This is a genomic window from Enterococcus sp. DIV1758 (genome assembly GCF_051711985.1).
Lineage (GTDB): Bacteria > Bacillota > Bacilli > Lactobacillales > Enterococcaceae > Enterococcus > Enterococcus faecalis.
On record NZ_JBIOOA010000001.1, the window covers coordinates 1,891,193 to 1,909,568 of the forward strand.

Sequence of the window (18,376 nt, forward strand, 5' to 3'; positions counted from 1 at the left end):
TCATCAAAACCTATCTAAATTAAATATCTTTGACAACGTTGATCTCTTCGCCTTTATCAAAGCTCATAAGATAATATGTTAGTACTCCTTGATCATTTTCGGTGACCACTTCCCATGCAGGGCGCTTATCATAAAGCCCTAACGTAGCTTTCATCACCGATTCATCGGGATGGGCTTTAGCAACAATGTCTGTTATTTGTTGTTCAGTTTGACCATCTTTTTGATTTAAGACCGTGACTTTTTCTCCCGATTTAGGGACAATCACGACAATCTCTGTGCCTTTATCATTTTTGCCGGTTAAAGTAAAATACGTATTTTTGCGTGTAAACCAGTAAAATTTATCAACTGTTTCTAAATTAGCAGAAGTTTTGGCAATTGCGGTTGCTTCTTTTTTGGCTTGAGCCATTGGTTGATTGGTTCGTACAAAAAAGATAATTATTGTTACAAGAATTGCTAAAAGGATTGCCAATAGGGTTAAAAGGACAGTAATCCGTTTCTTCTCTTTCTTTTCTTCTAATTCCTCCAAAAATCCTTCCATCCTCTCTAAACTTACTGGGTCTTATTATAGCAGAAAAATAGCGGCCTTTCACAAATATGACCTAAAAATAATCGATTATTTGTTTAAAAATTCCTTTAATTCTTCTAAAATTTCAGGCATGGGCGCTTCTTTTACTGAGAGTCCTTTGGGAAACGCTTTGATTAATCGTTTGCCATATTTTGCAGTGACTAAACGACGATCCAGAATCAGCAATGCCCCTCTGTCTTCTTCAGAACGGATTAGACGGCCCAGTGCTTGTCGCAAACGTAAGGCTGCTTTCGGTACCGCTTCTTGAGCAAATGGTTGTATCCCTTCTGCTTCTAAATACGCATATTTTGCTTGCACAAGTGGTCGTTTCGGGTTTTCAAAAGGCAAACGCGTGACTATCAATAACTGTAAAGCTGTTCCTGGTAAGTCCACACCTTCCCAAAAGCTATCGGCTCCTAGCAAGACATTCGGTTTTCCATTAGAGAACCGTTTAAGAATTTTTTCACGACTGCCGCTAATCCCTTGGGCGAGGACCTCTTGTCCTTTTTCCAATAATCTCGGCTGGACTTGATGATACACGGTGGACAATAATTCATGCGAAGTAAAAAGAACCAACAGCGAACGTTCCTCTTGCGCCATCAATTTTTCAATGGTATCTGAAATGTATTGACCCATTTCATAGGAAGAGGCATTTTGAATGGCTACTGCTTCTTCCGGTACATAGACTCGCGCATTTTCTGCATAGTTATATGGCGTTGGCAGGGTTTTGAACGTCACCTCTGTTAAACCTAACCGTTGCGGTAAATACTTTTTATTGTTGCCAAACTTCAATGTGCCGCTTGTATAAATAATTCGTTCATACCGCGGATACCACTTTGTTTCAGGAAGCAAACTAGCTTCTAAGTCATGAATTTCAATCAAGCCATGGTCTTCATTTTGTGGTAAATATTCTTTTACCCAACGTGGACGCCAATCATCAAGATAAATGGTAAAACAGTGATGAATACGTTCAATTTCATCAAAAAATTGAAACAAGCGAACAAAAACGATGCGATCAGCCAAACTAAAGGTTTCCAACTGACTCATAATTGTTTGCTGTAACTTACTTTGAATAGTTAACAACTCCTGCAGTAAAAGCTGGAGCGTTTGACTATGTTTTTCTCCCGCAGCAGATAAATAATCAATACGTTCTTTGGTTAAAAGCAACTCCTGATGGTCTATCCGCTTCTGCGTTTTACTAAATAAACGATGCAATTCAAAAAGAAAATCTTGCCATTCATCCACAAAATCCAGTAAACCTTGCTGATAAATTTTTACAAACCGCTGCTCTTCAGAAAACTGTTGAAAAATTTGCTGTAAAGCAACAAAAAGTTGTTCTTTTTCAATAAAATGTGTGACTTGTTTTTTTAGTATCACACTGTTCACTCGTTCGCTCGCCATCCGACTAGCGATGTCTGGTAAATGATGTGCTTCATCAATAATTAGCCACGGACTTTCAGGTAATAACGGTTGTTTCCTTAGCGACTCTTGCGCCAAAAATGCATGATTAACAATCAACACGTTACTTTGAGCGACTTTTTTATACAGATGTCTTAAAAAGTCAACTTCATAAAGTTCATCTTTTTTTGAAAGAAAATCCAATCCGCGATGTGTAACTTCTTTCCAGAATAAATGATTTAAATTCGTCAATTGTAGTTCATCTAAATCGCCCGTTTCTGTTTCTAGCAACCAGACGAGAACGCCCATTTGATAAAGAGCGTATTGTTTTTGCGGAGTTGGCTGATTCAACGTTGCCTTAAAGCGTTGTAAATCAAGATAGTGTCGATGGCTTTTAATAACAATGCCTCGTAATTTCCCTTGGCAGATATGATTGGCTAATGGTAAATCTTTTTCCACTAATTGATTTTGTAAAACAATCGAAACTGTTGAAATAATGACTGGTTTTTCTGGCGTTGCTAAATAGCTCATTGGCAACAGATAGCCTAATGTTTTTCCCGTTCCAGTCGCCGCTTCAATAAATAAATCTTTTGTCGTTCCTTCTGTAAAATGATCATAGACTAAATTCATCATCCGACTCTGTTCCGCACGATAAGCGAAACGTTCCCCAAACAGTTTTTCTTTGGCTTTTTTAGTTTTGGGATACGTACTAGTCTGATAGAACGTTTCTTCAAAAAGAGGAACTTCTTTTTTGCGTAAAGCAATGCCACTGACCACTTGATAAGCTGGATTTAATGGTGTGACTTGTTTTTTCATTTGTTCATACGTTTGTTGAATAAAGGCACTGGTTTCCCGCGCTGTCTGTTGACTTAATTCCGCAATTTTTTCCATAGTGACTAATGGTAAAGATTTCATTTTTTCTTGAATTAATAACAAAAGTTCGGCTGTAACCTGCGCATCACTATCTGCTTGATGGGGATTCTCATGAGACAAACCTAAACTTTCCGACAAATCACTTAAACGGAAACTTTTTTCTGTCGGTAAAAAAATCTGTGCCAATTCCACTGTATCAATGGCTGGAATGGTAAGTGGCGGCGTGCCACACCGTACCAGTTCACGAGCTAAAAAATTATAATCAAAGTGGACGTTATGCGCCACAAAAATAGTATCTTCCAGATAATGATAAATTGTATGTGCTACATCTTCAAAATAAGGCGCTTTTTGAACTTGCGTATTACTAATCCCCGTTAAACTTTGAATTTGTTTTGGTACTACTTGATTGGGATTCACATCTGTCGCAAAGTTCGCAATAATCTTTCCATCTTGAACGAGAACGCATCCAAACTGAATGATCCGATCACTTGTAGGATCTGTTCCAGTCGTCTCAAGGTCAACTACTGCATACACTTGTTTGTCTTTCAATGACTTCACGCCTTTCATTCATCTTTGAAAATTATACTACAATTTATAGGATTTTCACTAGTATTTCAAAAATTCTCTTGAAATCTTTTCCAGAGATAATAAGAAAGAGCCTGAAACAAAAATCCAAAGTGATTTTTGTTTCAGGCTTAAAAGCTGATAAACTGAACGGTTTTGTCTTACCTTCTCCTAAATAAACGATTAATAACAGTCAAGGATTTTCTGCATATACTGGTTTAATTGCCCATAGCCTTCCAATTCTCTGATTACTGGGAGCGGACAACGAACCTTTTTATTAAATAGGGTCCGCTTTTCAACATATTCTGTAACTTCGTCTAAAAATTTATCTAATCCTTTTTCTAATTTCATACAACTTAACTGATTGCAAATTTGCACGTCTCCTGCCTTTTTCTTTTGAACTTGTTTAAATGATTGTGAGAATGCTTTTGCTTCAAGCATTTGTGCTTCTAACTGTCTTTTTTCAATCGTTATTTTCGGAACTGCTTGATTTCCATCAGTATCCTCTAACTGGCGACTCATAAAGCGACGATAAATTTCATCTTCTAATTCGTCCAATTGTCGTTGAAAGTCCGCAGGAATTGTCCGACTTGATGAACTTTCTTCTTCTCTTTCCATAGAGACAGCTTCTTTTTCTGGCTTCTGCTCCTCTTCTTTTTCGGCAGACTCATTCACTGAATTTAGCGAGCTTTTTTCTGTTTCTTGTAGAAAAGTAAATAAAGGTTTTGCCGCGGTGCTCTGCTGGTTTTCTTGAGGTTCTTCTGGCAGCGCTTCTTTAAATGGCGCTGGTTCAGATAACACTGGTTCTTTCGCTCGTTCTTCAAGCGCTGGTTTGTTAACAGGAAGCACTGCTTCACTTGGTGCTACAGTAGTTTCAACTTCTTGCTTTTCCAGATTATCAGGCGAGAGATTGACGTCTGGTTGTTCCGGATTAGTATCCTCTGATATTTTCAGAGATGCCTGTTCTGCGGCTATCACAGGAGAAGCTCTTTTCAAATGGATCGTTTTTATTTGTCTAGAAATGACGGGATTTCTCGTTTGATTAACGGCTTCATTCAAGGAGGCTAAATTTTCTTTTAAAAGTGTCAACATTTCACGTAAGACAGCAATTTCACCAGCTAATTCCGTTAATTGATTTTCTTGCGGCACTACTTGCACATTGGTTTCATTCGTACGGACTGTTTTTTTATTTTTAGTTGTCGGTATTTCATACATCCATTGTTTTAGTGCGAATCGTAAGTCACGAGTGGTCGGCTCAAAGCTTCCAAAATAAACAGTGTAGTACATTAACTCCGTTTCAACATAGACATAAATCTTTTTAACAATTAACTCTTCAAACTGTTCTGATTCATCCCAACTTTCACATAAAGCCTCAAAAAATTGTTCCCCTTCTGCTAAATTTTGGTACTCTTTCGCTAAATAAAGCTTGCGAATTAAGTAAAAATTATACGGTGTTTCAACATTATCCGCATAAATTTCTCGTCCTAAAAAATCTGGATTCGTTTCTTTACAAAGAAAGACCGTTTTCTCTTCTGGTTGTGTTTCAAGTGTTTTAGTCATGAGGTTCACTTCCTTTTTCTCCGTTAATAACCATTTTTTAATGATAGATACCTTTAGTATACAGGAGAAATTCTTCTGATTTTCTCATATTTTTAAGAGACAATAGAAATTTTAGAGAAAAATCGACAGAAAAAAACGTGAGACAAACAGTCCTATTGACCATTTATCTCACGCAAAATACTTAAACTGACTATTTTATCCTTGAAACATGTAACCAATTATTCTGCTGAATCAATTGGCAAAATCGTGTCTTTTTTCTCGCGACGTGCAATTGCTGGTAAAATCATTCCTAATAGAATTAAGACGATTGGTGTCACAATGTTAGAAGCTAATTGGAACAACCAGCCTTGAGGGTCTGAGGCATACTCAAATTTAGGCACCATTCCTAGGATACAAGCAAAGGCTGTAAATAGGAAACACCAAAGACCAAACACAAAACCAATTTTAGGATTTTTAACAAATTTATATTCTGAATTAAATTGTTTGTATGCTTTGTTTAGAAGCATATAGGCAAAGAAGACCCACAAGTAACGCATTGGCATAACTACAGAATTTAAGTTAGTTAGCCATTTAACCACTTCGTTCATGTCCTTCAACCCAAACATCGGTAAAGCGATAATAATACTTACTAAAATACCTGTTAATAGGTAACCATTAATTAACGTACCTTTTTTCGTACGTTTGCGTAACCAACTTGGAACAAATTCTGGATCTGCTTCAGCTAAAAGAATTTTCAGTGGAGCATCAATTGAAAAGGCTAACGCAGCCACTTGACCCACTGTATTCGTCAAAGCATAAACAATCATTAAGAGATTACCGACACCATAATATGCGCCTAATTTTTGGAAGGCACTGTAGGCACCATTTGCCATTAAATCTTTAGGAATATTGTCACTTGAGAATAACATTCCCATTGCAAATGAACCTAAAACAGCCGATAAACCAACCATTGCTGCTAGGAAAATCATTCCTTTAGGGAACTCTTTGGCTGGATTTTTAGTTGCATTTACGTAAGGAGAAATTTTTTCAGCGCCACCTACCGCAAAAACTAACATCGATACGGTTGTAAAATAACTAAAGTCAAATTTAGGAATGTAAGTGCTGACTTGTGACATGTTTGGCGTCGCAAATTCAACCGTTGAATTAATAAATGGTGCGCCTACCGCTAATAAAATAAATAAAATAGACATCACAAACATGGCGGTTCCAGCTAAACCACCAATAACTTTTAAAGTGGTTAACCCTTTTGTTGATAATAACAAGAAAACCAAGAAAATTATTAATGAAATAAATGATACCGTTACGATTGGCATCGTATTGACTAAGTTTCCATTCCCTTGAACTGCCCAACCTAAGGCAATTAAAATTGCTTGTGGTTTTTGTGCCAAGTAAGGAATGTGCACTACCCAATAAGTCCATGCTGCATAATAGGCTAGACGTTTAGTACTGGTATTTTGCACCCACGAACTAACCCCACCATTACTGTCTTTAAATGTTGAACCTAACTGTCCTACGATTAACGCATAGGGAATAAAATATAAAACTAAAATCAAAAGCCATGAAGTGACCACTGAAATCCCTTGTTGTGCATAATTATTCACAACATTTCCAAGACCCCAGACCATGTTAAAGGCAATTAACCCGACGGTAAACCATCGTAATTGCTTTTTGTCCATATAACCAATTCCTTTCTTAATAAAAAAATAAAGCTCTTCATTTATCATAAGCATTTTACTTTTTATGCACAAGCTCAACATAATTAAATAAAGATGGCTTTTTAATAAGTAATTAAAACGCTTCTAGCAATGATTTTCTAATTTATTTGATGACTAAAAAAAGCCGGTGAATAAGTTGCTTCACCGGCCTTCTTCTAAAAGATTTTTCTTTTATAACATATCAAATAATGATAATTGGTTTTCATCTGGCAAGTCTTTTAAGACACCATTTTCATTCATGTATTCAATCAACGTTTTAGAAACTTTGCCTCGTGTTGCCAAATCTTCTTTCGATAAGAACGGTTGCTCTTCTCGCGCAGCGACAATAGCTTTCGCTACGTTGAGTCCTAAACTTGGCACTGCTCGGAAAGGTGCAATCAAGGTATCCCCTTCAATCACAAAATTTTCAGCATCTGATTTGTACAAATCAATCATGCCAAATTTATAGCCCCGTTCCAACATTTCATTACATAATTCTAAAACCGTTAATAAGTTTTTCTCTTTAGTGGAGGCGTCCATCCCCTTGTCCGTAATTTCTTTCATTCGTGCTTTCACAGCTTCTTTTCCTTGTGACATTGCCACTAAGTCAAAGTCATCCGCCCGAACGGAGAAAAATGCACAGTAATATAAGATTGGGAAATAAACTTTAAAGTAAGCGACCCGCAATGCCATTAATACGTATGCTGCCGCATGGGCTTTCGGGAACATATATTTAATTTTAGAACAAGAATCAATATACCAGTCAGGGACGTTGTTTTCCTTCATCGCATTTAAATACGTATCCCGTAGTTCATCAGGAATCTTATTCCATTGTCCTTTACGTACCGTTTCCATAATCTTAAAGGCCATCCCACTGTCCAAACCAGCATGAATTAAATAAACCATGATATCATCCCGACAACCAATTACTTCAGCAAGATTGGCTTCGCCACGGCGAATCAACTCTTCTGCATTCCCTAGCCACACATCGGTTCCGTGAGACAGTCCAGAAATTTGAAGTAATTCTGCAAAAGTTGATGGATGGGTCTGTTCTAACATACCTCGAACGAAACGTGTCCCAAATTCAGGAATTCCTAACGTTCCTGTTTTAGAATAAATTTGCTCTGCATCCACACCTAGAACCTCAGGTCCTTCAAAAATACGCATCACTTCTGGATCGTCTGTTGGGATGGTTTTTGGCTCAATCCCGGATAAATCTTGTAACATCCGAATCACGGTTGGATCATCATGTCCCAGAATATCAAGTTTTAAAATATTATCGTGAATGGAATGGAAATCAAAGTGCGTCGTTTTCCATTCTGCCTCTTGATCATCAGCAGGGTATTGAATTGGCGTAAAGTCATAAACATCCATGTAATCAGGAATTACAATAATACCGCCGGGATGCTGCCCAGTCGTCCGTTTAACCCCTGTTGAACCTTTGGCTAAGCGATCAATTTCAGCGCCGCGCAAATGTAAATTATGATCTCTTTCATATCCTTTAACAAAGCCATACGCTGTTTTGTCGGCTACTGTACCAATGGTTCCTGCCCGGTAAACATATTCTTCACCAAAAAGAACTTTCGTGTAGTTATGGGCTTCGGCTTGATAATCGCCAGAAAAGTTCAAATCGATATCGGGAACTTTGTCGCCATGGAACCCTAAGAACGTTTCAAAAGGAATATCGTGACCATCTTTAAACAATCGAGCGCCACATTTTGGACAGGCTTTTTCAGGCATATCAAACCCTGAACCATAGGAACCATCTTCATAGAACTCAGAATATTGACACTCAGGACAATAATAATGTGGCGCTAAAGGATTTACTTCAGTAATCCCTGTCATTGTCGCAACAAAACTCGAACCGACAGAGCCCCGTGAACCAACTAAATAGCCATCTTCATTACTTTTATGCACCAGTTTTTGAGAAATTAAATAAATGACCGAGAAACCATTTCCGTTAATCGAATTCAGTTCCTTTTCTAACCTTTTTTCGACAATTTCTGGTAAAGGATCGCCATACAATTCGCGCGCACGATTGTAGCTTAAATCAGTGATTTCTTGTTCAGACCCAGGAATTTTCGGCGTATACAAATCGTCTTTTACTGGAATAACTTCTTCACATAAATCAGCGACTTTGTTGGGATTTTCTACTACAATTCGCTTAGCGACGTCTTGTCCTAAAAATTGAAATTCCGTTAACATTTCATCGGTGGTTCTGAAATGAACCTTTGGTAAACTATGGCGATTTAACGGATTAGCGCCACCCATAGACCCGACTAAAATTTTCCGATAGATGGCATCTTCTTCATTTAAATAATGAACATTTCCAGTGGCGACAACCAGCTTGCCAAGTTCGTCACCGATTTTCACTAGATTACTAATAATTTCTTCCAAATCTGCTTCATTTTTCACCAATTCTTGTTCAATTAATGGCGCGTAAACTGGTTTGGGCATAACTTCAATATAATCGTAGAATTTGGCACGATTTTTTGCTTCTTCGACACCTTTTTGCATCATTGCTTCAAAAATTTCGCCGTTTGAACATGCGGAACCGATTAAAAGCCCTTCTCTTAACTTCGATAATTGCGAACGAGGAATCCGTGGTACTCGGAAAAAATAATCTACATTGGACATCGAAATCAATTTAAAAAGATTTTTTAATCCTGCTTGAGTTGTTGCTAAAATCGTTGCATGGAAAGGCCGAGCTCGTTTGTATGAGTCTCCTTCGCCAATATGACGATTCAAATCATCATGGAAATGCATATCATGATTCTCTTTCGCTTCTTTTAAGAAAATCCAGCACAAATGACCCGTTGATTCCGAGTCATAGATGGCGCGGTGATGTTGTTCTAAGTTGACGCCAAATTTTTTCGATAAGGTATTTAGACGATGGCTTTTGAAATGTGGATACAAGAATCTGGATAATTCTAATGTATCGATGACGGGATTAGCCGCTTCAGGTATTCCATGTTTGCCATAACTTGTATTTAAGAACCCCATATCAAAAGAAGCGTTGTGGGCCACTAAAATAGTTCCTTCTGAAAACTCTTTAAACATGCGTAAAACTTCTTCTTCGGATTTTGAACCGCGCACCATTTCATCTGTAATCCCAGTTAAATTGATCGTTGTTTGAGATAATGGATGGCCAGGATCAATAAATTGCTCAAATGTCTCAATGACATTTCCTTTGTGCATTTTGACAGCGGCCAATTCAATAATGGTATCATAAACAGCGGAAAGCCCCGTTGTTTCCACGTCAAAGACCACATAGGTAGCATCTGTTAATTCAATATGTTCTTCGTTGTAAGCAATGGGTACACCATCATCAACAATATTAGCTTCCACGCCGTATAAAATTTTAACGCCTGCTTTTTTACCTGCAGCATGGGCATCAGGAAACGCTTGGGCGCCGCCATGATCCGTAATTGCGATGGCCTTGTGACCCCATTTCCCCGCTTGCGCCACCAAGTCACCGACTTTATTGGTCGCATCCATTGTACTCATGTTACTATGCATGTGTAATTCTACACGTTTTTCACCTTCTGGCGCGTAGTCTTTTCTTGGCGCATGGGCGACTTCCATCAAATCTTGAGCATTCATGACTAAATCACGCATGAAGGTATCTTCTTGTACACTACCACGAACACGAATCCAACTTTGTGGTTGAATCGCATCAAAAACTTGTTCATCTTTTTCCCCATTCGAAAATTTCTTCACCACGAAAGAGGAAGTATAATCAGTAATTTTCAAAATTAAAATTTTTCGTTTAGAACGCAATTCACGCACTTCTTTATCAAAAATAAAGCCTTCAATCGTTATCCGACGTTCTTCTTCCAGTATGTTTCCCATTGGCATAATGGGTTCATCATTGGGAATATTCCGACCTAAACGAATTGGACCATCAAACGCAGGCGCTTGTTGTTGTTTTTCTTTTTTCATTTGTTCATGTTTAACAAGCGATTCAGCAGCTTGTTGTTGAAAGGCTGCGGCTTGTTCTAATTTTTGCTCTTCAAACTTTTTCAACACTTCTGCAGCTTGCTGTTGATCCATTTTTGGTTCAATATGAAATTTAGGAAACCCGTAAGAGAAATAAAGTTCCTCAATAATTGGTAAATATTGTTGCTTCAAATAAGGAATAACTGCTTCATTATCAACAGGTAAGATAATTTTCCGATCTTCAAATTGTGGTGTCTGTGTTTTTAAGACTTTCTGAACTAACGGCGTATTGCATTGACTATTTAACAAGGCCAACTGCCAATAATCCGTTAATTGTTCCTCAGTAAATGTTGTCTGATTTGTGGTTATTTGAACGGAAACCTGTGCAATTTGTTGAAAAGCTAGTTCCAATTGTTGCATAAATGTTTGATATAGCATCACTGGCATCAATTCATCAAAACTTAAATGAAATTCCCATAAGCGACTTTGTTGGTGAACAATGACCTTGTCAATCCGGCCATTTTGAATTAAGGGATGTTCTTTCGCTGTGTCATCTAACTGAATTTGCGTCATCAGTTTATCAAATAAATCGCGTGCTTTTTCTGTCACAAAATGAACCTCCTTCTATCATTGAAAAAAGGCCCTCAGACAAATCTGTCAAGTGCCTTTTTTCGGTTTCTCTGCATTCGCTTCTCTATTAAGTATACTCGTTTTTTGTAAAAAAACAATCTTGTTTCTTTTCTAAAAAGAGCTAAGAAGAGCTTGAAACAAAAATCACTTTAGATTTTTGCTTCAAGCTTAAACGCTGATAAGTGGCGGAAACAGTTTATCCTAATCATTCTGTCCGCCCTTTTCATTATTATTCCGCTTCTGATGTTGTGTTCATCAAAATAGAAAGTGTGCTTTCTAATTCTTCTTTGCGTACTTCCAACATTTCACCAGTACGTTTGATTTTGACTTCTACCACACCATCGACTGCTTTTTTACCGACTGTGATACGGATTGGACAACCAATTAAATCAGCATCAGCAAATTTTACACCTGCGCGCTCATTGCGGTCATCAACTAATACTTCGTAGCCCGCTTCAGTCATCATTGCTTCAACTTCTTGTGATAGTTTTGTTTGGTACTCATCTTTCACATTCATTTGGACCACGTGTAAATCAAATGGCGCAATTCCTGTTGGCCAATTAATACCACGCTCGTCTGCATTTTGTTCAACGATTGCTGAAAGTAAACGACTAACACCGATACCATAGCAACCCATGATCACTGATTTTTCACGACCGTTTTCATCTAAAACTGTTGCGCCCATAGCATCACTGTAACGCGTTCCTAATTTAAAGATATGACCAATTTCGATTCCTTTAGTAAAGGCTAAGACACCATTGCCATCAGGAGAAGGATCGCCTTCTTGAACAAAGCGTAAATCTTCGTAACTAATTGGTTGGAAGTCACGATCTGGATTTACATTTGTCAAATGATAGCCATCTTCATTAGCCCCAACAATGGCGTTGGCTAAATCTTGAACAGCTAAATCTGCATAAATTTTAACATCTTCGGCAACATTTACTGGACCAATTGAACCAAAGCCCGCTCCTAAGACACGGCGAGCATCTTCTTCTGTTGCTTCATCTAGGAAATCAGCGCCTAAGAAGTTTTTCAATTTGACATCATTGACATCATGATCGCCACGAACCAAGACCATTACTGGCTCTTCATCGGCAATAAATAGTACTGATTTAATAATACGTTGTGGCTCAACTTCAAAGAAGTTTGCCACTTCGGCAATTGTACCCACTTCTGGTGTTGCAATTTTTTCTAAATCTAATTGTGTTTCATGTGATTTTTTCGGCGTATAAAGACTTGTTGCCATTTCTAAATTGGCAGCATAATCACTTTCTGTTGAATAGCAAATAGTATCTTCCCCAATTTCAGAAATCGCCATAAATTCTTTAGAATCTTTACCACCCATGGCACCACCGTCCCCAATGATGGCACGGAATTCTAGTCCACAGCGTTCAAAAATGCGTGAGTAAGCTTTTTCGTAATCACGGTATGATTGATCTAAACTAGCTTCATCGGCATGGAAAGAATAGCCATCTTTCATGATAAATTCACGGCCTCTTAATAAGCCAGAACGCGGGCGTTTTTCATCACGATATTTTGTTTGAATTTGGTATAAATTCAAAGGTAATCGTTTGTAAGAATTGATTTCATCACGAATTAATTCTGTGAAGGTTTCTTCATGCGTTGGGCCTAAGATATAGTCACGGTCATTGCGATCTTTTAAGCGATACAAGTTAGGTCCATAAGTTTCATAACGGCCTGATTCTTTCCAAAGTTCTGCGGGTAATAACGCAGGCATTAACATTTCAACTGCATCAATTTTCTCAAATTCTTCTCGCATAATCGTTTTTAATTTTTCTAAAACACGATTGGCTAAAGGTAAATAAGAATAGATCCCTGCAGCGACTTGACGAATATAGCCTGCGCGCAACAGAATTTGATGACTTAAGACTTCTGCATCATTTGGTACTTCTCTTAACGTTGGAATTAACATTTTTGACTGTTTCATTAAAACTCTCCTCTATTTTAAAATCAACTATTTTTGATTTCTTTACACACTTTTTTACTTAAGCTTTCTCCTTAAAAGAAAAAGCGTTGAATATCGTTCCAAGTAACTAACACCATTAACACCATGACAAACCCAAAGCCAATTAACGTAATGATGCCTTCTTTTTCAGGACTAATTGGTTTTCCACGTACACCTTCAATAATGTTTAAGACAATTTTCCCGCCATCTAAAGCTGGGATCGGCAACAAATTAATAATCCCTAAGTTCATTGACAACATGGCCATTAAGAATACAACTGTACTTACTCCAGCATTGGATGCTTCTTCCGATAATTTAAACATCATGACTGGCCCACCTAGTTTGTTTAAACTAAAGCCTGTGAATAGTGAGCCGAGTGCTTTAAAAATCTGTGTCGTACTATTTAAAGTATCCTGAATACCGCCCATCAATTTTGACGGTAAATCGGTTTTCATATAAGGATAAACGCCGACTTTACCAATCGTTTGTTTTTCCACTTTTTGTTTTTCTGGTGTCACTGTTAGTTGCTCTTCTTTGCCGTTACGCTCAACTACGAACGTCAACGGCTTTTCGGGGTTCTTCTGCACAATTGTTGTAAAATCTTCGTATTTTTTGATTTTTTGATTATTAATCGATAAGACTTTATCGTTTTCTTTCAACCCAGCTTCTGCGGCTGGGCCATTAGGAATCACTTCTCCAATTTGGTTCGTGTTTAAATCAGTGACGCCTCCTTGTAGAAAAACCGCTAACGTAAACAGAATAAACCCTAAGATAAAGTTATTCATGGGTCCCGCAAAGTTCGTCAAAATGCGTTGCGCTAATTTCGCTGATTGAAATTGAACGTCAAGTGGCGCAATCCGCACCTCGGTTCCATCACTTTCAATAATCGTTGCATCATGGTCAACTTTATAAACGGTTTCTTCTTCCTCGTTTCCATTGACATAGCCCTTGATGAATAATTCTTTTTCAAGATCAAAATCAACGACTTCCATCGGAATACTATGAGGTAATTGTACTTTTTTACTTGTATTAATTTTAACCACATTACCCACGGCATTTAACTCAACAGATAGAGGCATACCTGGTGTGATTTCTGTCATGTCTTCGCCCATCCCAGCCATTCGCACATAGCCACCAATCGGCAATAAGCGAATCGTATAAGTGGTGCCATCTTTTCCACGATGCGCAAAAATCTTTGGTCCCATTCCGATTGCAAACTCACGAACTAAAATACCCGCTCGTTTTGCAAAATAAAAGTGGCCAAATTCATGTACGAGAACAAGAATACCGAAGACAATAATGAATGTGATAATTGTTTTCATAGATGTCCTTCTTCCTTCATTCACTGACGTTCAGTGCTTTTTATTATTACATGGGAAAGTCTCGTAAAACTTGCTCTGTTCCCTTCCCGATAAACCAGCGCAACTGTTTACTGAGAACAGTCGCCACTGTTAGTGAACAAATCTTTCCTTATGTAAGACAAGTTTTATTTTAGCATATTCACTCATAAATAACCATTGGACTTGACCACTTCGCCTAGATATTTTGTGTTTTTTTAGAAAACTGTATAAATGAGAGGAATTGATTACTACGACCAGTATTTATTTTAAAGACCTTCAACAATAGTAGCTAACTTTAGAGCCTAAACTTTTCCGACAGTTTGTCGTATTTTATCAACACGCTGATTGACATGTGCTACCATGAAAGTATTAATAGTAATTTTAGGGGGAATGAATCAATGCATGGAGAATTACATGGTAAAGTGGCCGTTGTCACTGGTGCAGCTACGGGTTTAGGATTATTTATTACTCTGCGTTATATCTTAGAGGGCATGAATGTTGTTGCTGACTATGTCGGTGAGCTGCCTAAAGAATTTGAAGATGTCCAAGCCAAGCACGCAGACCGCGTAAAATTCGTGAAGGCTGATGTCTCTAATGAAGAAGATATTAAAGCGTTAGCTGAAACCGCTTTAAAAGAGTTTGGTCATGTTGACATTTGGGTAAATAACGCCGGTGTGGAGGCTTCTTTTCCGACAATTGATATGCCATTAAAAGAATGGCAACGTGTCATTGATGTCAATTTAAACGGTGTCTTTTTGGGTTCTAGAGAAGCACTCCGAATATTTAGAGATCAAAAAATCAAAGGGTCAATCATTAATATGTCCTCCGTTCACCAAAGAATTCCTTGGCCAACGTTCGCTCACTTCACTATGCGGCAAGTAAAGGCGCAACCGAAATGTTCACGAAAACAATCGCTTTGGAATATGCGGAATATGGTATTCGTGCCAACTGTATTGCGCCTGGAGCGATTAACACACCTATTAATGCTGAAAAATTTTCCGATCCCGAACAGTTAAAACAAACAACGAACATGGTTCCTATGGGCATTATTGGTAAACCAAATCAAGTAGCTGCTGCGGCCGCTTGGTTAGCTTCTGATGAATCCTCATACGTAACCGGAACAACACTCTTTGTAGATGGCGGGATGTCTCTATATCCTTCGTTCCAACACGGAGCTGGTTAAAAAGTAGTCTGCAACAAAATTCTCTATGAATTTTTGTTGCAGACTTTGTACTATCACACACAAAATCTATTCAGGAGGCTTACCATGAAACTAGTCAAAAATGTTCTTTTAATTTTAATTGGTTTAGTTATTATCGGGATTGGCGCATCCACTTTAAGAGTGGCAGGTTTAGGAGTTGATCCTTTCACTGCTATGAATATCGGACTTTCTTCGATGTTTGGTATGCAATTAGGCATTTTTCAAATTATTGTCAATGCGTTTATTTTATTCTATGTCTATTTAAAAAACAAAAAAGCCATTGGTCTAGGAACTATTTTAAATATGCTTTTAGTAGGAATTTTGATTCAACAGATTTCTACTTGGCTTCAACCTTACGCCAATAGTTTAGGAGGCTCAACAATTGGCAAACTACTTTCTTTATTCGTCGGAGTCCTGATTTTTACATTTGGCTGCGCCTTATACATGGCTACAGATCAAGGCGAATCCCCCTATGATGCGATTGCGCCAACCATCTGTCAACAAATCAACAAACCTTACGCTTCTGTTCGAAAAGCACAAGATTTGTTGGTCCTATTAATTGGCTTTATTGCTGGTGGTCCAATTGGGATTGGTACAATTATTTGTGCATTTGGTGCTGGCCCACTTATTAGTTTTTGGAACAAGTTACTTCAACCTTTAGTAAAATAATTTTTTAACTAAAATATAAGAAAAAGCGATGACTCCATAGAGATTTTCTTCTCGAGTCATCGCTTTTTTATTTGTACTTTCTTTGAAGAAGCATGATTAGTATGTTTCTTGTTTGGCTTTCCGTTGTTGTTTTAGTTGATTATTTGTTGGTAGAGTGAAAAACTAGCCGACAGAGCCTTCATATTGGAATCGGCTTCTCAACCAGTGTCATTAACTATCAAACCAAGTTATTAAGAGTTCTTATAGTAGTTTAAAGAATCAATATTTATCATTGACTGTCAAATTAGGATGGTCAAAATCTGGTCAATTTATAATATGTTATTGGGAGCAACATACATTAAAGATAAAGAGCTTTCTCTACTTGAGATAAGCTCTTTTCTGACTAAAAATCTACAATTGTTTTTTATAATATAAATAGGCCTTGCTTACAAATGCACTCAAATCATTCTTATATGAGCACTTTTTCTCTATTTTTTTTGAAATTGTCTTTATTACTGACTCATCTAATTCTTTAGATGATATATTTTCAAAATTTAAAATTGCCTCATTTAACAAAGAAATAAATTTAGATAGAGTTATTCTCTCTGATAAGTTTTTTTGTAAGGATAACATTTGGTCAATGGATAAATTGTATTTTTTTTCCGACTTAATAACATCTGGTCTTATATTTGAATATTCGTTAGACTGTTTCGTCATTTTACAGTAAAATGTTGGACTCAAATCATTTTTTAAAACGAAAATTTCTTTAGTATACGTTTTTGATTTTATGAGATATTTATCGATAATTTTCAATTCATTAAATGATCCCAACTTAAACATCTTATTTTTATCACTGTTAACTTCGATTTCTTTATAAAATTTTTCTGAATCTGATAAACTCCACATATCTTTTCGATCAGGTATATTTGAATCTGGAACTGTCTCAGCCAAAAGACTTATATAACCTGTATCTTGAACATTATACCATTCTTCTTTAATCCATGATGTCCCATAAATAGCTCCTAACAAACCACCTGTAGCAGCAGCATTCGTATCAGTATCACTACCTTCAAAGAATGCTATTTCTAACAACCCATTTTGAGGATCAACAGAATATTTAGATGCGATATAAATAGAAGTCAAACAAGTAACTACTCCAGAACCTTTGATTTTAGGATTATTACAATCAAGCTGAGACAAAGTTTGAGCTGTATTGTCAAGCAATCCATTAGATAAAGCCTTTTTTATTAACAGTAAACCTTCAAGTATTTCTTCACTTGTTTTTACCCATAATCTTTTATAATCAATCCCTAACTCAAATGATGCATTTATCCAATCTTTTATATTATTTGGCTCTGGCATTTTTACCCAATCTTCTTTAGTATCGATCAGATATTCCACCAACTCACCATATTGTAACTGTTCATTTTTATTTATAAGGTATTTTACAGCTCTACAATATACTAAAGAACTCAATAATGCTCTTGGATGTCCGTGAGTCGAAATTCCATTTAAAAATGCTTTTTGATACATTTCTTCATTAGTAATGTTTTTAGCATATGCATGTGGCAATATTCGCATTACTACTCCATTCCCACCTGCATTAAAATAATCTTTTATATTTTTCTTATTCTGCTTCCATGGTGGAACCCCTTTAGACCATGAAATTGCTGCACGTTTAGTTGCACCACCTCCACCACGTTCATAAACAAGCCATGATGGTAATTCAATTCTTCCAAAATATGACAAAAAATTAGTATAGTTCAGTGCTCTTGCTGTTGCTAAAGTAAGTTGGGTATCATCACTGTAGCTACCTGCTTGTATAATCTCTTCAGTGTAAGTTTTTCCATATCCAGAGGCTTTATACCATTCACGAAAGCTTGTATCCATATTTTTTTTACTACTTCTTTTATTTCTTTCTTGTGGCCAGCCTAAAGCATCACCAATCGCAATACCCAAAAGCGAGCCTAAATATTTTTCTTCTATTAACTTCATCAT

The 18,376-nt window shown here is 37.2% G+C and carries 9 protein-coding genes and 1 pseudogene; 2 read left to right on the top strand and 8 right to left on the bottom strand.

Annotation, left to right across the window (positions count from 1 at the left end):
* Positions 1–19: 19 nt before the first annotated feature.
* From IGJ52_RS09140 to rseP, 7 genes are all read right to left on the bottom strand, one after another.
* Entirely contained in the window at positions 20–538 is a 519-nt protein-coding gene (locus IGJ52_RS09140) for a cell wall elongation regulator TseB-like domain-containing protein (RefSeq protein WP_002382785.1), read from the bottom strand.
* 75 nt (positions 539–613) lie between these two features.
* On the bottom strand, positions 614–3,403 hold the full coding sequence (locus IGJ52_RS09145) for an ATP-dependent DNA helicase DinG (protein WP_025189228.1): 2,790 nt from the start codon (positions 3,401–3,403) through the stop codon (positions 614–616).
* A 180-nt stretch (positions 3,404–3,583) separates the two neighbouring features.
* Positions 3,584–4,960, bottom strand: coding sequence for a hypothetical protein (locus IGJ52_RS09150; RefSeq protein ID WP_010715363.1), 1,377 nt, complete (start codon positions 4,958–4,960; stop codon positions 3,584–3,586).
* A 218-nt stretch (positions 4,961–5,178) separates the two neighbouring features.
* Entirely contained in the window at positions 5,179–6,636 is a 1,458-nt protein-coding gene (locus IGJ52_RS09155; RefSeq protein WP_002356790.1) for an amino acid permease, read from the bottom strand.
* A 210-nt stretch (positions 6,637–6,846) separates the two neighbouring features.
* Positions 6,847–11,202 carry a PolC-type DNA polymerase III gene (locus IGJ52_RS09160; protein ID WP_002400824.1) on the bottom strand — a complete coding sequence of 1,452 codons (4,356 nt, stop codon included), beginning with the start codon at positions 11,200–11,202 and terminating at the stop codon, positions 6,847–6,849.
* Positions 11,203–11,452: 250 nt separating this feature from the next.
* A complete protein-coding gene (locus IGJ52_RS09165) occupies positions 11,453–13,171 on the bottom strand; it encodes a proline--tRNA ligase (RefSeq protein ID WP_002400832.1) in 1,719 nt (572 codons plus the stop codon).
* Between the two features lie 71 nt (positions 13,172–13,242).
* On the bottom strand, positions 13,243–14,511 hold the full coding sequence (gene rseP / locus IGJ52_RS09170) for an RIP metalloprotease RseP (protein WP_010715366.1): 1,269 nt from the start codon (positions 14,509–14,511) through the stop codon (positions 13,243–13,245).
* A 416-nt stretch (positions 14,512–14,927) separates the two neighbouring features.
* Between rseP and IGJ52_RS09175 the strand changes: the two are divergent.
* Positions 14,928–15,712, top strand: a pseudogene (locus IGJ52_RS09175) (SDR family oxidoreductase).
* Between the two features lie 84 nt (positions 15,713–15,796).
* Positions 15,797–16,399 (top strand): YczE/YyaS/YitT family protein, encoded by a 603-nt coding sequence (locus tag IGJ52_RS09180; protein ID WP_002389010.1) that lies wholly within the window; start codon positions 15,797–15,799, stop codon positions 16,397–16,399.
* A gap of 390 nt (positions 16,400–16,789) precedes the next feature.
* Here the strand turns inward: IGJ52_RS09180 and IGJ52_RS09185 are convergent, their stop codons facing one another.
* Positions 16,790–18,376: an ADP-ribosylglycohydrolase family protein gene (locus IGJ52_RS09185; RefSeq protein ID WP_010730022.1), complete on the bottom strand. Its 1,587-nt coding sequence runs from the start codon at positions 18,374–18,376 to the stop codon at positions 16,790–16,792.

What these genes read in the sequence shown, in the direction of transcription:
- IGJ52_RS09140 (WP_002382785.1), bottom strand. Translation starts at nt 538, where the DNA reads ATGGAAGGATTTTTGGAGGAATTAGAAGAAAAGAAAGAGAAGAAACGG.
- IGJ52_RS09145 (WP_025189228.1), bottom strand. Translation starts at nt 3,403, where the DNA reads ATGAAAGGCGTGAAGTCATTGAAAGACAAACAAGTGTATGCAGTAGTT.
- IGJ52_RS09150 (WP_010715363.1), bottom strand. Translation starts at nt 4,960, where the DNA reads ATGACTAAAACACTTGAAACACAACCAGAAGAGAAAACGGTCTTTCTT.
- IGJ52_RS09155 (WP_002356790.1), bottom strand. Translation starts at nt 6,636, where the DNA reads ATGGACAAAAAGCAATTACGATGGTTTACCGTCGGGTTAATTGCCTTT.
- IGJ52_RS09165 (WP_002400832.1), bottom strand. Translation starts at nt 13,171, where the DNA reads ATGAAACAGTCAAAAATGTTAATTCCAACGTTAAGAGAAGTACCAAAT.
- rseP (WP_010715366.1), bottom strand. Translation starts at nt 14,511, where the DNA reads ATGAAAACAATTATCACATTCATTATTGTCTTCGGTATTCTTGTTCTC.
- IGJ52_RS09180 (WP_002389010.1), top strand. Translation starts at nt 15,797, where the DNA reads ATGAAACTAGTCAAAAATGTTCTTTTAATTTTAATTGGTTTAGTTATT.
- IGJ52_RS09185 (WP_010730022.1), bottom strand. Translation starts at nt 18,376, where the DNA reads ATGATGAAGTTAATAGAAGAAAAATATTTAGGCTCGCTTTTGGGTATT.